11 protein-coding genes and 1 tRNA gene are annotated in these 14,730 nt (G+C 55.4%); 5 read left to right on the top strand and 7 right to left on the bottom strand.

The features are described 5' to 3' along the window. Positions 1 to 9 precede the first annotated feature (9 nt). The 5 genes from OMR58_RS04570 to OMR58_RS04590 are packed head-to-tail and all read right to left on the bottom strand — an operon-like array spanning position 10 to position 6,725. Positions 10 to 1,689, bottom strand: coding sequence for a dipeptide ABC transporter ATP-binding protein (locus OMR58_RS04570; protein WP_264545350.1), 1,680 nt, complete (start codon positions 1,687 to 1,689; stop codon positions 10 to 12). Further along, positions 1,676 to 3,202 (bottom strand): Sapep family Mn(2+)-dependent dipeptidase, encoded by a 1,527-nt coding sequence (locus tag OMR58_RS04575; protein WP_264545351.1) that lies wholly within the window; start codon positions 3,200 to 3,202, stop codon positions 1,676 to 1,678. The genes OMR58_RS04570 and OMR58_RS04575 overlap by 14 nt, the downstream gene beginning before the upstream one ends. A gap of 26 nt (positions 3,203 to 3,228) precedes the next feature. Then, on the bottom strand, positions 3,229 to 4,116 hold the full coding sequence (locus OMR58_RS04580; protein WP_200560130.1) for an ABC transporter permease: 888 nt from the start codon (positions 4,114 to 4,116) through the stop codon (positions 3,229 to 3,231). After that, positions 4,113 to 5,078 (bottom strand): ABC transporter permease, encoded by a 966-nt coding sequence (locus OMR58_RS04585; RefSeq protein ID WP_200560129.1) that lies wholly within the window; start codon positions 5,076 to 5,078, stop codon positions 4,113 to 4,115. The genes OMR58_RS04580 and OMR58_RS04585 overlap by 4 nt, the downstream gene beginning before the upstream one ends. A gap of 60 nt (positions 5,079 to 5,138) precedes the next feature. Continuing rightward, the gene (locus OMR58_RS04590) at positions 5,139 to 6,725 is read right to left on the bottom strand and encodes an ABC transporter substrate-binding protein (RefSeq protein ID WP_200560128.1); all 1,587 of its coding nucleotides are present in this window, start codon (positions 6,723 to 6,725) and stop codon (positions 5,139 to 5,141) included. 668 nt (positions 6,726 to 7,393) lie between these two features. Between OMR58_RS04590 and OMR58_RS04595 the strand changes: the two genes are divergently transcribed. Continuing rightward, positions 7,394 to 8,143 carry a helix-turn-helix transcriptional regulator gene (locus tag OMR58_RS04595; protein WP_200560127.1) on the top strand — a complete coding sequence of 250 codons (750 nt, stop codon included), beginning with the start codon at positions 7,394 to 7,396 and terminating at the stop codon, positions 8,141 to 8,143. Here the strand turns inward: OMR58_RS04595 and OMR58_RS04600 are convergent. Continuing rightward, positions 8,115 to 8,747, bottom strand: a complete 633-nt coding sequence (locus OMR58_RS04600) for an acyl-homoserine-lactone synthase (protein WP_200560126.1) — start codon at positions 8,745 to 8,747, stop codon at positions 8,115 to 8,117. The two genes, OMR58_RS04595 and OMR58_RS04600, sit on opposite strands and share 29 nt — an antisense overlap. Positions 8,748 to 9,155: 408 nt before the next feature. On the opposite strand from OMR58_RS04600, the gene OMR58_RS04605 reads away from it, so the two are divergent. From OMR58_RS04605 to OMR58_RS04615, 3 genes are all read left to right on the top strand, one after another. Then, positions 9,156 to 9,782 (top strand): helix-turn-helix domain-containing protein, encoded by a 627-nt coding sequence (locus OMR58_RS04605; protein WP_200560125.1) that lies wholly within the window; start codon positions 9,156 to 9,158, stop codon positions 9,780 to 9,782. A 168-nt stretch (positions 9,783 to 9,950) separates the two neighbouring features. After that, positions 9,951 to 10,562 carry a TetR/AcrR family transcriptional regulator gene (locus tag OMR58_RS04610; RefSeq protein WP_200560124.1) on the top strand — a complete coding sequence of 204 codons (612 nt, stop codon included), beginning with the start codon at positions 9,951 to 9,953 and terminating at the stop codon, positions 10,560 to 10,562. An 82-nt stretch (positions 10,563 to 10,644) separates the two neighbouring features. Further along, positions 10,645 to 11,574, top strand: a complete 930-nt coding sequence (locus tag OMR58_RS04615; RefSeq protein WP_264545352.1) for an alpha/beta fold hydrolase — start codon at positions 10,645 to 10,647, stop codon at positions 11,572 to 11,574. A 127-nt stretch (positions 11,575 to 11,701) separates the two neighbouring features. Here the strand turns inward: OMR58_RS04615 and OMR58_RS04620 are convergent. After that, a tRNA-Phe gene (locus tag OMR58_RS04620) sits at positions 11,702 to 11,777 on the bottom strand. A gap of 686 nt (positions 11,778 to 12,463) precedes the next feature. Between OMR58_RS04620 and OMR58_RS04625 the strand changes: the two genes are divergently transcribed. After that, positions 12,464 to 14,614: an ornithine decarboxylase gene (locus tag OMR58_RS04625; protein ID WP_264545353.1), complete on the top strand. Its 2,151-nt coding sequence runs from the start codon at positions 12,464 to 12,466 to the stop codon at positions 14,612 to 14,614. The last annotated feature ends 116 nt before the right edge of the window (positions 14,615 to 14,730 follow it).

The following is a 14,730-nucleotide window of genomic DNA, read 5'->3' on the forward strand; positions in this document are numbered from 1 at the left end:
TTTGTCGAGTCAGACAAAACCCACCTGTAATGCGGTTACCGGCGGTTCCTGACATTCCGCACGCAGCCGTCGCTTATCCTGCTGATAGCGCGGATCGGCCAGAGGGATACTGTCGATTAGCGTACGCGTGTAGTCACTCTCCGGCCGCGTGAAGATGCGTTCCACGCTGCCCCGTTCGGCCACCTGGCCGTTTTTCAGTACCACAATTGACCGGCACAGGCTGCGTACCACCGCCAGGTCATGGCTGATAAACAGACAGCCAAACTGATATTCCTGCTGCAGATTGCGCAGCAGGGCCAGAATCGACTGCTGAATAGAAACATCCAGCGCCGAAGTGGGTTCATCGGCAATCAGCAACTGTGGCCGAAGCGCAATGGCTCGCGCAATCGCAATACGCTGGCACTGGCCGCCGGAAAGCTCATACGGATATCTGTCCCGCCAGGCGGCAGGCAAACCGACCAGGTCGATCAGCGTGCTGACCCGTTTATCGAGCGCGGCGCGATCCAGCGAGGTGTGGGTTATCAGCGGCTCGGCAATCGACTGGCTGATGCTCATCTTCGGATTGAGAGAGCTTGCGGGGTTCTGGAAGATCGCCCCAATTTTGGCCCGGCTGGCCTTTGTGGTGCGGTGCTTTGCATCGTAAAGCGGCTCTCCCGCCAGGCAGATGGTGCCGCCGTCCGGTTTGATCATGCCCAGCAGGCTGCGCCCGATGGTCGTTTTCCCCGACCCGGATTCACCCAGCAGGCCAAGAAACTCCCCCTTGCCGATAGCAAAAGAGACATCGTTAACCACCGGATGCCGTCTGCCCAGCGTGGACGCGTAGCTAATGTGCAAATGCTCAACCTGCAACAGCGGCTCGGGTGGCGATGTGGCTGCGTGATGTTCTCCCGTCGCAGAAGGCACGGCGGCAAGCAGCTGTTGGGTATAGGCATGAGCGGGCGCGGAGAACAGTGGCTCAACCGCTTTCTGTTCCACGACTCTACCATGGCGCATAACCAGCACGCGGTGGGCGATATCCGCCACCACGCCCATATCATGGGTGATCAGCAGCACCGCCATCTGATACTGCTGGTTCAGGCGAAACAGCAGATCGAGGATCTCCTGCTGGGTGGTGACATCCAGCGCGGTAGTTGGCTCATCGGCAATCAGGATTTTCGGCCTTCCGGCCAGCGCAACGGCAATCATGATGCGCTGTATCTGGCCGCCGGAGAACTGATGCGGGTAGCTGCGCAGGCGTTTTTCCGCCTGGGGGATACCGGTCAGCGTCAGCAGCTCAACCGCCCGGGAGCGGCGCTGCGCGGCGGAAAGCTGTGGTTCATACAGTGCAATCGCTTCATCCATCTGTCGGCCGATGGAGAAAACCGGGTCCAGCGATGCGGAAGGGTCCTGGAAAATCATGGCAATTTCCCGGCCGCGCAGCGCCGCCAGCGAGCGGCGGTCCAGATTCAGCAGGTCGCGATTCTGGTAAAGGATCTGTCCTGCCAGGCGCGCATTCCCCGGCAGCAGGCCTGGGATGGCCTGCGCAATGGCGGATTTACCCGCGCCGGATTCACCGATTACCGCCAGAATCTCACCGGCGGCCAGGGTAAACGATACGCCGTCCACCGCCTTCACCTCACCCTGATGGCCCGGATAAATGACCGACAGCTGATTAACGGCTAACAGCGGTACGGAGTTAGTGGACGCCATCAATCAGTCCCTGCTCCAGCCAGCTGTCCAGGCGGGGTATCGCTACCGCGTACACCTTAAACGCGCGCTTGAGGTTTTCAATCACCACGAACTCATCCGGGCCGTGGGGAGAACCGTGACCGGCCGGAATAAACGCCGGTTTGGTACGCACCGACTCGCCCTGGAACAGTTCGCCTTCAATGCGGCGGAAGCCCGGCCCAAAGGTGATCGAGTTCGGCAGGTAGCGCGCGTGGGTGCCGCCGCCCATGGAGTAAGGCTCGGTAATCACCTCGGCGATGGTGTCGTAGGTTTGCTGCAGGCGCTTCACCAGCTCGCTCTCTTTATCGACGTGGATCGGCGACGCATCGCTGGTGATACTCAGGGTGCCGTTCAGCGGGGCAATGGCCTTACGCAGGGTTGCCAGCAGTGCGTCTTTGTCGGTCGCCAGCGGATAGCGGATATCCAGATGCAGATTCAGACCGTTGTGATGTGGGGTAAGCAGGCCGCCGTTGAGCGTAAGCTTACCGGTTGGCGCATCTTCGGCCGCAAAACCGGCGCTGATGCCCCAGGGATCGGCCAGCAGCTGGCTGATAATTCGTGCAGCTGTCAGATCGTCCCCCTCCAGCAGGTTCGCGGCAAGCAGCGCATCCAGCAGCAGCGGGATTGCGTTGCGGGTATTTTCCGGGAACGCGGCGTGGCCGGACTGGCCGCGCGCCGTAAGCTGGACGTTCTGCTCAACGGCAGCAATCGCCAGTACCTGACGCTGCTCCTCCGGCAGGGAGGCAATCGCCTGCTCCAGCCGCGCCGCCTCGCTGGCGGGCAGCGTCAGCGTTGCCGTAGCGGGAACGGCATTCTCCGCCACGCCCGCGTTTACGCCTGTAAGCACCGATCCTACCGGAATATGCAGCACCAGATTCAGCCCGCCTTTCTGCGCGTGGTTCACCGGGAACGCGCCGTCGGTAATGATCGAAAAACGCGGAACCGGTCCGTGCTCGGCGAAGTATTTAATGTCGGCCATGCCGATCTCTTCCGCTCCGCCGTAAACGATGCGCAGCTTGTGATGCAGCGGCACGCCGAGATCGCGGAAGGCGCGCAGCAGATAGAGATCCAGCAGCGCCGGGCCTTTGTTGTCTGACGATCCACGGCCAATGACAAAACCGTCTTTCTCAAACGGTTTAAACGGCTCGAAGGTCCAGTTATCCCCCGGCGGCACTACGTCGAGATGGGAAATCAGCCCCAGCTCCGGCACGCTATCCCGCGTATCGGCCAGTACCGAAATGGCGTAGCCGTCGTGTTGTTCAGTGGTGAAGCCGTAGCTCTGCGCTTTGCGGATAACGTGCTGGAAGACGTTTTCTACTTCCTGTCCAAAGGGTTTACCCGGTGCGGCGAGCTTCTCATCCCCGATGCTGGGAAAGGCGACCAGCTCCAGCAGATCCTGCACGAACTCCGCACGATGTTGATCGAACCAGTGTTCCAGTTTCTCGCTCAGCGCCAGTTCGTCCTGGCTCAGATGGTGATAGTTTTCAGTCGCCATTACACACTCCTGTTTGGGGAATTGGTTTAATTTAAGATGTCTTTTACCGGCACCGCCGGTCGTGGATTCAGTACGCGGGAAAGCCCTTCGCCGATGAAGTTGATCGCCAGTACCATCAACACAATCGTCAGGCCGGGCGGCACCCACAGCCACCATTCGTAGTCGATAACCCGAATGCTCTGCGCTGCCGCCAGCATATTTCCCCAGGAGGGCTGCGGCTGCTTAACGCCGAGGCCGATAAAGCTCAGCGCGGCTTCCGCCAGAATCGCATTCGCCACGGCGAGGGTGAGGTTGATAATCAGTGGGGCACAGGCGTTACGCAGCAGATGGCGGAATACAACCGTGACGCCGCTGACGCCGATCGATTTCGCCGCAAAGACGTAGCCGCTTTCGCGCAGCGAGAGGAATTCTGCACGTACCAGGCGGGCAATGCCGGTCCAGTGCAGGATGCCGATAATAAAAATCACGTTCCACGAGCTGGCACCCATAATCGCCGCGAGGGTGATGGCCAGAGCGTAAAACGGGAAACACATAATGATATCGATCAGGCGCATGATCAGCGTATCCACCACGCCGCCTTTATATCCGGCCAGACTGCCCAGGGTAATGCCGATTGCACCCTGAAAAATGACCGCCGCCAGCGCCACAAATAGCGATACTCTGCCGCCGTAAAGCAGGCGGGACAGCACATCACGGCCGATTTCATCGGTGCCAAGCAGGTGCCCGTCTCCCGGTGGTGCTTCGATTGCCATCAGGTCGATATCGTCCGGGTGGAAGGCGACCAGCCACGGCGCACTGAGCGAAGCCAGAGTCAGCAGCAGCAAAATCACCAGTCCGGTGAGGAAATAACGATCGCGCAGCAGGGGATGGCCTGCGCGACCAGCGGTAAGGTTGAGGGTATCGGGTGTCGTCATTGGCTGAGCCTGATGCGCGGATCGACCAGCGCATAGAGAATATCGACCAGGAAATTGGTCACCAGAGTAATCACCGCCAGAAACAGCACGATGCCCATCAACAGCGAGTAGTCGCGTGCCTGGATCGCATCAAAACTCAGGCGGCCGATACCGGGCCAGTTAAAGATGATTTCCGTCAGCAGTGTGGCCGACAGCAGCGAAGGGATTTCCATGCCGACTACGGTAATCAGCGGCCTGGCGGCGTTTTTAACCAGATGGGGGAAAATCACCCGCGAGCGGCTTACCCCACGTGCAAACAGCGCCTTCACAAAGTTTTGATTGATTAACTCACTGATGCCCGAACGCAGATAGCGGCTGAATATCCCGATATTGGCAACGGCCAGCGCCATTGCAGGCAGGAACAAATGGCTGAGCACGTCCAGCAGATGCTTTACGCCGCTGTAGTTGCTGCCCAGCGTGGTGGCCCCCGATACCGGGAACCACTTCAGATTCATGGCAAAAACCTTAACCAGCAGAATGGCGATAAAAAACACCGGAACGGACACAACAACAAAGTAGATCAGTGAAATGGCCGTATCCACCTTTCCACCACGGTGTAGTCCAAGGTAAATACCCAGTGGAAAAGCAATCAGCAGGGTTAAAAATAACGAACTGACCGCCAGTAACACCGTATTCACTATCCGTTCCTGAATCAGCATCAGGACCGGCGCACCGCTCTGCGTTGAGTAACCAAAATCACCCACAAAGGCGTGCGATGCCCAGCGTAGGTACTGAATCCAGATCGGATCGAGATAGCCGGCCTGACGCAGCAGCTCCTGCTTCTGTTCCGGAGTAGTTTCCGGCGCGATCATACCGACGAACGGATCGCCTGGCTGAAGCTTAATAAGGAAGAACACCACCACCGAAATTCCGATCAGCACGGGAATAAGGATCAACAGTCGGTGTAATACGTAGCGCAGCATAGCGATTCCTGATTAACGATGATGCCGTGGCACGGGGTGCCACGGCTGCGGCGGGCGTTATTACTGATTAACCGTCCACTGCGTGACGTCGGCAAACGGCTCGTAGGGATAGGCGCTGTAGTGGCTGACCCGCTTGCTGAGCGCGTAACCCTGATTCGGGATATAAAGCCACACGTGCGGCACCTGCTGATTGACCTCTTTCAGCCAGTCACCGATGCTGGTTTTCAGCTTTTCGGCATCCACGGTGGTATTAAACTGCTCTGCGAGGGCATCCAGCTTCGGCGTGGAGAAACGTTCCCACCAGAAGTTGTTTTCATACAGCCCCGGCCTGAAGGTGCCGCCCATCAGCACGCCGTCGTAAACTTTGTTTTTATCCTGCAGGATGGCCAGCGTGGCATTGAAGTCCGCTACGTTCAGCACCACGTTAATGCCGATCTTTTTCAGGTTCTGCTGGATAATTGGCGCGGTTAATTCGCGGGTGCGGTTACCGGTCGGATAATTCAGGGTGAAGGTCAGATTCTGGCCATTTTTATCCACGATGCCATCACCGTTAGTATCGCTCCAGCCTGCTTCTTTTAATAATTCCTGTGCCTTTTTCGGATCGTAAGAATAGGTGTTGAGGTCCTTCGGGTAATACTGGCTCTGCGGGTGATCTTTGGTATTAAATACCAGCCCGTGACCGAAAAGTAATTTATCCACAATCAGCTGGCGATCGATGCCGTAAGCCAGCGCCTGGCGCACGCGCGGGTCGCTGAGATTAGGGTTTCGCGTATCCAGACTTAAATATTGTGCGGTGACGCCAGGCTGTTCAACAATACGGATGCCTGCTTTCTGATAAGTTTCTACATCACGTTTGTTCCATGATGACAGCTCGGCAATATCGACATCGCCGTTAATTAATTCGTTCTGTACCGTCTGGGCATTGGAGACTTTAAAAATAAAGGTTTTAATCTTTGGTGCACCGCCAAAGTACGCCTCGTTACGCTCAAGTTTGACGTACTGATCGGAGACGAATTCAACGAATTTATACGGCCCTGTGCCGACCGGATTACGCAGCAGCGATGTGGCGGTATTCCACTCTTTTACCGGAATAGCATTCCAGATGTGCTTTGCCAGCACCGGGCGATCGGCGAAGTGGGCAAAGGCCGCGGCGTACGGCGCGGTGAAGGAGAAGCTGACCGTTTGCGGATCAATGACCTTTATTCCGGAGAGATCGGCACTTTTACCGCTATGGTAATCCTCATAGCCGACCAGGTGCTTAACGAAGTCAGGCTGGTCGCGTGGGAAGTCTGGTGCCGCCTCTGAGCCATAGGTAAAGGCGACATCCTCGGCGGTAAACGGTTTGCCGTCGTGCCATTTCACGCCCTGACGCAGGTGCAGCGTCAGCGTTTTTCCGTCGTCAGAATAATCATAGCGCTCGGCCAGTGACGGCTGTGGATTTTGATTTTTATCCAGGGTAAACAGGCGGCCAAAGACGTTAAAAATGACCGCGCGATCGTAATCGGTGAAATAAAGCGTCGGGTTAAAGGTTCCGTTCGGATTACTCCAGATGGCATAGCGGATAACGCTATTGTCGCTGGCGGCTGAGGCACCGAATGCGCTTATTCCGACGGCGGCAATAAATATGGCTTTTGATAATGCTTTCATGAAAACCCCGGGTAGTGTTATTTGTTATTTTTACTAAAGTAAAACATCCCATCAATGGGAGTGAAATTCGGATGGTTATTTAACATCGCCTGAGTTTGATTGATTTATTTTTCAGATGCTGAATATTCAAACTCCTGAATAAGATACATAAAACGAGGTGCTGTAATTAAAGCTAACAGAAGGGCAGGGATGCAGGCAAATGCGGAAATAGGCTTAAAATATCTGATTATTGGATTAGCGAATGATGGGGAAAAGAAGGTGACGCCGTTGTTTTTTGCGAAATTAATGCGATCAAAATTTATCCATTTTTGTCCGCTGATGCTCCTGTAAACATCGAGTGGGCGCAGCCATTACCGGCCTGTTACTCGCATGAGGTATTGAAGATGACGGGCAATCAGATGGTGGTTTGATTGGGCTTTTAAGCGGTGATAGCATGGGATTCCCGGCCAGCGATGACTTTATACTGATGTCTCGTCTGACCGGAATTTTTTCCTGGTGTTGGCTGTTTTAGCGACCTGACCCAATAGGTCAGGTTTTTTAATGCTTTAACAACGGGGATGAGTGTAACCTTTAGGGGTTTATTTGTAATTGGTTCTTAAGTATTGTGATGCCTATACTAAAGTGCAGGTGCTGCTCTAACGTTGTGTCAGAATTCACATGGAGCTTGAATGTTTTCTTTCTTCGATGAAAACCAAACAGTAACGGATACTCTTCAGGCATACATACAGAGAAAACTTTTCCCTTATGGCAATCCTGCGTATGCATTCACCGTTGTCAGTAAGAAGAATCCTTCAGATGTTCTAATTATTTCCAGTTATCCCGATGAGTGGGTGAGTCTCTATCGCTCCAATAATTTCCAGCTCACCGATCCGGTAATCCTTAATGCCTTTAAACGAACCTCACCTTTTGCCTGGGACGAAAACATCACGCTGATGTCGGACCTTCGGTTTACTAAAATCTTCTCGCTTTCGAAGCAGTACAACATTCTTAACGGCTTCACTTTCGTTCTGCACGACCATATGAATAACCTTGCACTGCTGTCGCTGATCATTGACGGTAACGATCAGGGCGCGCTGGAGCAGCGGCTGTCCACCGGACAGGGCGAGCTACAGATGCTGCTGATTGATTTTAATGAGCAGATGTACCGTCTGGCGGGCTTAAATGCTGAGAGGACTCAGGTAAAGCGTGAGGGGGCAGATCGGGCGATGTTTACGCTGCGGGAGAACGAAGTGCTTTACTGGTCCAGTATGGGAAAAACGTATGCAGAAATCGCCGCTATCACCGGCATTTCGGTCAGTACGGTAAAGTTTCATATCAAAAATGTGGTGGCCAAGCTTGGGGTCAGTAACGCCCGGCAGGCTATCCGGCTGGGCGTTGAATTGGATCTGATCAGACCGGCAGCTTCAGCGGCCAGATAGCCAGAGATTGTTCCTCGCAGGCCGCGCGGCTAAGAAACTTTTTCGACAACATTGCTCTGTCCTTGTCTTCTGCGGGCAGCGTCAGCAGATAAATTCGCTCCTTTTCGCTGAGATAAGCTTCTTTAAGCACGGTGATATTCCATCCTGAACGCCGCAGAACCGTCAGCATCGGGCGGCTTACGATGGTGTAAATCCTGGCATAATCATGACGCTGTGCCCAATTAACCATCGCCAAAAACAGCGCCTGGCTCACCGGGTAGTGTTCCCCCAGCAGCTGGCGTGCACGGGCCTTATCGACAAAAAATCGGCTGGATTCTGTACCGTACTCAGGGAGCGCGACAGTATTAAAGCTGGCATTAAAGGTGTGCGTAATCATATTCGGGCGTTTGAGGGCAATAAAGCGTACGCTGCACACCAGCTGACCTTGATAAACGCCGAGGATATAGCGGGTTCCCGGTTCGTCAAACTCGTCTGACTCCATTCCCTGGCTGCACACAACGTCCCACCCGAGGCGATCGCTGAAGGTTGTTTTCCTCAGTTTATACAGCTCTTCAGAGCGAGTGGTTTTCAACTCTTCATAACTAACGTCAAACAGTTCAAGCATTCCTTATCCCCTAAAAAATCCGCAGCTCTTCTTGCCGCTTCCAAGAGGATTCTACAAATTTTTTAACGTTCCGTTCAGTGTAAAAACAATTTATGGCGTAAAAGTGATTTTATGCTAGCGAAGCAGGCTGTTTAGTTCACTGCGCATGCTCTATCAGCAAAAACCTTAAATTTCAGACGTTGATCCGCGGATTTCAGGCATAACCTGTGGTTTATTCCTGCATGGCGGAGGGGTGAAATATCCATTCTGTAAAAGAAATATACAGGCGTTATAACGAAAAAAATTAACGTTTTTCATGGTCCAAACCCCATTTGCTGCGGGTTTGCCCGCCCGCCAGGCTTCCGCTTGTATCCCGGTGTTGGTAAAGTGAACAACCGATGCTGAAACGTAGCCAAAAGGGAATTCAGAGTGGCCGGAAGAATAGATTATCAGATTGAAAAATACAGCTTTACCGAGCTTAACGAGCCGCAACATCTTACCCGGCAGTGGGCTGAAGTCACTGAACAATGCCGTGAGGTACACGCCGGGGTTGAGGAACGACTGCGGCTGGCCCTGCAAAACGTGGACTACGTTACCAGCTTCGAACTGCCGTTCCGGCTGCTGCTGATTCGTGCACCGCAGCTGATCGCCAGCGTGCGCGAAACGCTTCCCGTCCGGCAGAAAAACGTCATTTTCAACGGTAAACGATTCGGCTGTGTTTACAGTCTCAAAACCGATCTGAGCGCGATCCCTGACGCATTTCAGTACCGTTTATCAACCCGCATCCGGCGAGAAGATGCCACAGGTAATTCGGCGGCACCCTTTCAGCAGATAGCCAAAGACACCAAAGCACCGCGCGATCGTCTGAGAACCGCGCTGGAAAGCGGGCTACAGGTGACGGTGCTTGATGGCATGTTCTGGTTCGGCATTCAGCGGATGGCGGCGGATATCCAGCGGCTGAGAAAGAGCGGAATGAGAATTGCGACGGCGGAAACCGAGATCTTTGACAGCCTGACCGGTACGCTGCGGCGGGTGCCGGTGTATCGGGCGGTCTGAAACTCAATGATATTGTGAGTTAATCTTTAGCCCGTCGGAGATAATCGGACATCACCAGTCCGATCGGTGCGTCTGCTCCAGAGTATATCTTGCAGTCTTCCACGCTTTAGCAATGTAGCTATGGAAATTTATCCTTTATTAGGGAATGATTGTTTCCTATGATGCGCTATGCAAAAAAAATCCCGAACCCTCACTGCTGGCCGTCCGCGCGAGTTCAACACCGACCTCGCGCTGGAGAGTGCCATCCATCATTTCAGCGTCCATGGCTATCATGGCAGCTCAATCAGCGACCTGAACGCGGCGCTGGGGCTGACCACGGGCAGTATTTATAAAGCCTGGGGCGACAAGCACGGGCTGCTGATCGCCGCCCTGGAACGCTACATCGAGCTGCGCTCGGCGGCGGTCGGACAGTTACTCAGCGTTGCGCCTAATGGCCTGGCAAAGCTTGAGGCGCTGCTTGGGCATTATGCCGATATCAGCAGTGGAAATTCCGGTGAGGTCGGCTGCCTGGTGGTGGAAACGGCCATGGAGCTGTCGGCAAGCGATGAGGTCATTGCCGCACGGCTGGCCCGCCAGGAAGCCAGCCGCCGGGCCCAGTTTACGGCGCTATTGCAGGAGGCGGAACGCGACGGCTCGCTGCCAAAACAGGATGATATCGCCAGCTGCGCCGATCTACTGATTGCCATGACCCAGGGAATGCGCGTGCTGGGTAAATCCGGCAGTTCGCGTGAGAGAATGCAGGCGATTGCCGATAAGGCGATTTCGCTGCTCCAGCACTAGCCCAATTCGTTAAACCCCGATGACCGCATCGGGGTTTATTTTGACCTAATTAGGAAATGAACATTTCCATTTGGAGGAAAACATGCAGGAACAGGACAAACCCCGCCACGTTGGCCAGGAATTTTTCAACCGCAGCAACTTCTGGCAGACGTTCCGCCACGGCCATATCCGCGTTGGCGAAATCAAAATGCACTATGTTGAGGGCGGTGAAGGTGAGCCGATACTGCTGATCCCGGGATGGCCGCAGAGCTGGTATACGTGGCGCTACGTGATGGACGATCTGGTAAAGGCCGGGCGGCGAGTAATTGCGCTGGACCCGCGCGGCATGGGGGACAGCGATGCGCCGCTGGACGGTTACGATCTGACCACGACGGCGGCGGATATCCACGGTTTCGTGACCGCGATGAAGCTGACCGAACGGGGGCCAATCGACGTTGCCGGTCACGATGTTGGCGCGTGGATCGGCTACGCGTATGCTGCCGACTGGCCGCAGGACATTCGTAAAATCGCACTGCTCGATGCGCTGATCCCGGGCCTGTCGGTGCCGCGCAGCGATCTTCCCTCCGAGGAGATTGCCCTGCGGAACTGGCACTTCGCCTTTAACCGCCTGCACGATCTGCCCGAGATACTGATATCCGGCAGGGAAGAAGCGTTCCTGACGTGGTTTTTCCGCGCCAAATCGCAAAATACGTCGGCCATCGCCGCAGAAGATATCGCCTTTTACGCCCGTCAGATGGCGGTGCCGGGAATTCTGCGCGCCGCAGGCTGCTACTACCGCGCGGCCTATGGTGCCGAAGGGCTGGCGGCCAATCGTCAGCGCGCTGAAACTCAACTGGCGATGCCGGTCAGGGTATTTGGCGCAGAGCGCAGCGTGGGTGCCACCATGCTGGAAGCGCTGAAGCCGCTGGGTAACGATGTCACAGGTGTGGTTGTTGAGGGGGCAGGGCACTATCTGCCTGAAGAGACGGGGCCGAGGATTGCGCGGGAGCTGGAGGCGTTTTTTAGGGTTTGATGATTAGGGAGCAGATTAAGTCTTAAGGCACAGCGCAAAGCAGAATGATGAAATTGACGTTCATTACAGCCCAAATCCACCAAACCCCAAAAAGCAAAAACCCGCCGTTAGGCGGGTTCTTTAAATGTGGTGCCCGAACCCGGAATCGAACCAGGGACACGGGGATTTTCAATCCCCTGCTCTACCGACTGAGCTATTCGGGCAACGGGGCGCATTAAACCGTAACCGGCCTGTGGCGTCAATGGCTTTATGTTGGAAATCAGACTGATTGCACTCTTTTTCATCAAAGGTGGCAAAATATCACCTTTAAGGACATTAAATGCCCAGCGGGGAAGGGCGCTTTTTATTCTGCTGACCGGGCGTCCAATCCTTACTTAGCGCATGGCTATTTTTCAGCCGATGCCTTTTCCCCTGGCAATCTCGTCTCTTTTGTCGATCGCGCCAGCTATTTATGACTGAATGTTTCCTCACTTTTTATGCATAATTAACTGACCGGAGCGGGTTGTACCTGCCTTTAAAAGATGCCATTATTGCGCAAATTTTGCGTTAGCCGCATCCATTCTACTTTGAGGTCGCCGCCATGAAAGGTTCACTGCTGCATATCAGCACTGTTACCCGTCATCTGATGATGCCGTGCGCCTGCCGATCTCCGCTTTGTCACACCTTGTCGATAAAATCTCTCACCATGCGGTGAGGTTTTCATACGCTTTACTTTTAGCCATCAGTAAAAACAGGTGCGATCTGATTTTACTGATGTCTGGCGGTCGAAGCGGATACCCATTCTGCTGACAGCTCTCTGACACCTTTCGCCGGGAATGCCGTGCTCTGCTCGCGTTCCTATTGTGTGCCTCTGGCACCCACTCATCCTTGCCGCCTGAGGATTTGTGTTATGACACCATTAAAAATTGCAGCCAGTACTACCGTTGCCATCCACCTCCAGACCGGACGCGAAGTCGTTACGCTGGAGAAAACCGATTTTACCGACGTGGCGGCCGTGGTCGTCTCCGTTGCCGACTCGCGCAGCGGTATGCTGGCGCTGCTGCGCCACACCGGCTTTAACCTGCCGGTGTTTATCGCGCTGGATTACCCGGAGCAGGCCCAGGAACAGGAGCTGCCGGAAGTGACCGGCATTCTGAACGGTGCCGCCGACGATGCTATCCGCCTGGAAGCCGCTGCCGCGGAGTATCAGACCGGGCTGCTGCCGCCGTTCTTTAATACGCTGACCAAGTACGTGGCGATGGACAACAGCACCTTCGCCTGTCCAGGCCATCAGGGCGGCGCGTTCTTTAAAAAGCACCCGGCGGGGCGGCAGTTCTTCGACTTCTTCGGTGAAAACGTCTTTCGTGCCGATATGTGCAATGCCGACGTGAAGCTCGGCGATTTGCTGATCCACGAAGGTTCGGCCAAGCACGCGCAGAAGTTTGCCGCGAAGGTGTTTAACGCCGACAAAACCTACTTTGTGCTGAACGGCACCTCCAGCGCCAACAAAGTGGTGACCAACGCGCTGCTGACGCGCGGCGATCTGGTGCTGTTCGATCGCAATAACCATAAGTCGAACCACCACGGCGCGCTGATCCAGGCCGGGGCCACGCCGGTGTATCTGGAAACGGCGCGTAATCCGTTCGGCTTTATTGGCGGTATTGATGCGCACTGCTTTGATGAGACCTATATCCGCAATCAGATCCGTCAGGTAGCGCCAGACCGCGCGCAGCAGGAACGTCCGTTCCGCCTGGCGGTGATCCAGCTGGGCACCTACGACGGCACGGTTTACAACGCCCGTAAGGTGATCGACAGCATCGGGCACCTGTGCGACTACATCCTGTTTGACTCTGCGTGGGTCGGCTACGAGCAGTTTATTCCGGTGATGGAGGCCTGTTCGCCGCTGCTGCTCGATCTGAAGCCGGAGGATCCGGGGATCTTCGTCACCCAGTCGGTGCATAAACAGCAGGCCGGGTTCTCGCAAACTTCGCAGATCCACAAAAAAGATAACCACATTCGCGGCCAGCAGCGTTTTTGCAGCCACAAGCGGCTGAACAATGCCTTTATGCTGCATGCCTCAACCAGCCCGTTTTATCCGCTGTTTGCCGCGCTGGACGTCAACGCCAAAATGCATCAGGGCGAGGCGGGCCGCCGCCTGTGGCACGAGTGCGTTACGCTGGGGATTGATACCCGCAAGGCGCTCCTTGCACGCTGCGAAATGATCCGCCCGTTTATCCCGGATGACGTGGACGGCAAGCCGTGGCAGGATGCGCCAACCGAAACCATCGCCCGCGACCCGCGCTATTTCAGCTTTGCGCCGGGGGCAGACTGGCACGGTTTTGCCGGCTATGAGAAAGATCAGTATCTGATCGATCCCTGCAAGCTGCTGCTGACCACGCCGGGTATTGACGCCGCCAGCGGCCAGTACGCGTCGTTCGGCATTCCGGCGACGATTCTTGCCAACTATCTGCGGGAAAACGGCGTGGTGCCGGAGAAGTGCGATCTGAATTCAATCCTGTTCCTGCTGACTCCGGCGGAAAGCGTGGAGAAGATGGCGCACCTGGTGGCCAAGCTGGCGCAGTTTGAACAGCACGTGAAGGAAGATGCGCTGCTGAGCGACGTGCTGCCGACCATCTACCGTAAAAACGTCAAGCGCTACGCCGGTTATACCCTGCGTCGTCTGTGCCTTGAAATGCACCAGCTTTACGTCAGCTACGGGGTGAAGGATTTGCAGAAGGCGATGTTCCGCCAGCAGAGCCTGCCGAAAGTGGTGATGAATCCGCAGGATGCCAATATCGAATTTATCCGTGGCAACGTTGAGCTGGTGCCGATTGCTCAGGCGGAAGGGCGTATTGCCGCCGAGGGCGCGCTACCTTATCCACCGGGCGTGCTGTGCGTGGTGCCAGGCGAAGTGTGGGGCGGCGCGGTGCAGAGCTACTTCCTGGCGCTGGAAGAGGGGCTTAACCTGCTGCCGGGCTTCTCGCCGGAGCTACAGGGCGTGTATGCCGAGGCCGATGAAAACGGGATTAAGCACCTGTATGGCTATGTAATCACCGAGTAAATGTTGACGACAGCCAGCCAGTATAAATGATTATCCTGGCTGGCTGGCTGGCTGGCTGGCTGGCTGGCTGGCTGGCTGGCTGGCTGGCTGGCTGGCTGGCTGGCTGGCTGGCTGGC

The organism is Erwinia sp. INIA01, assembly GCF_025947915.1.
Classification (GTDB): domain Bacteria; phylum Pseudomonadota; class Gammaproteobacteria; order Enterobacterales; family Enterobacteriaceae; genus Erwinia; species Erwinia coffeiphila.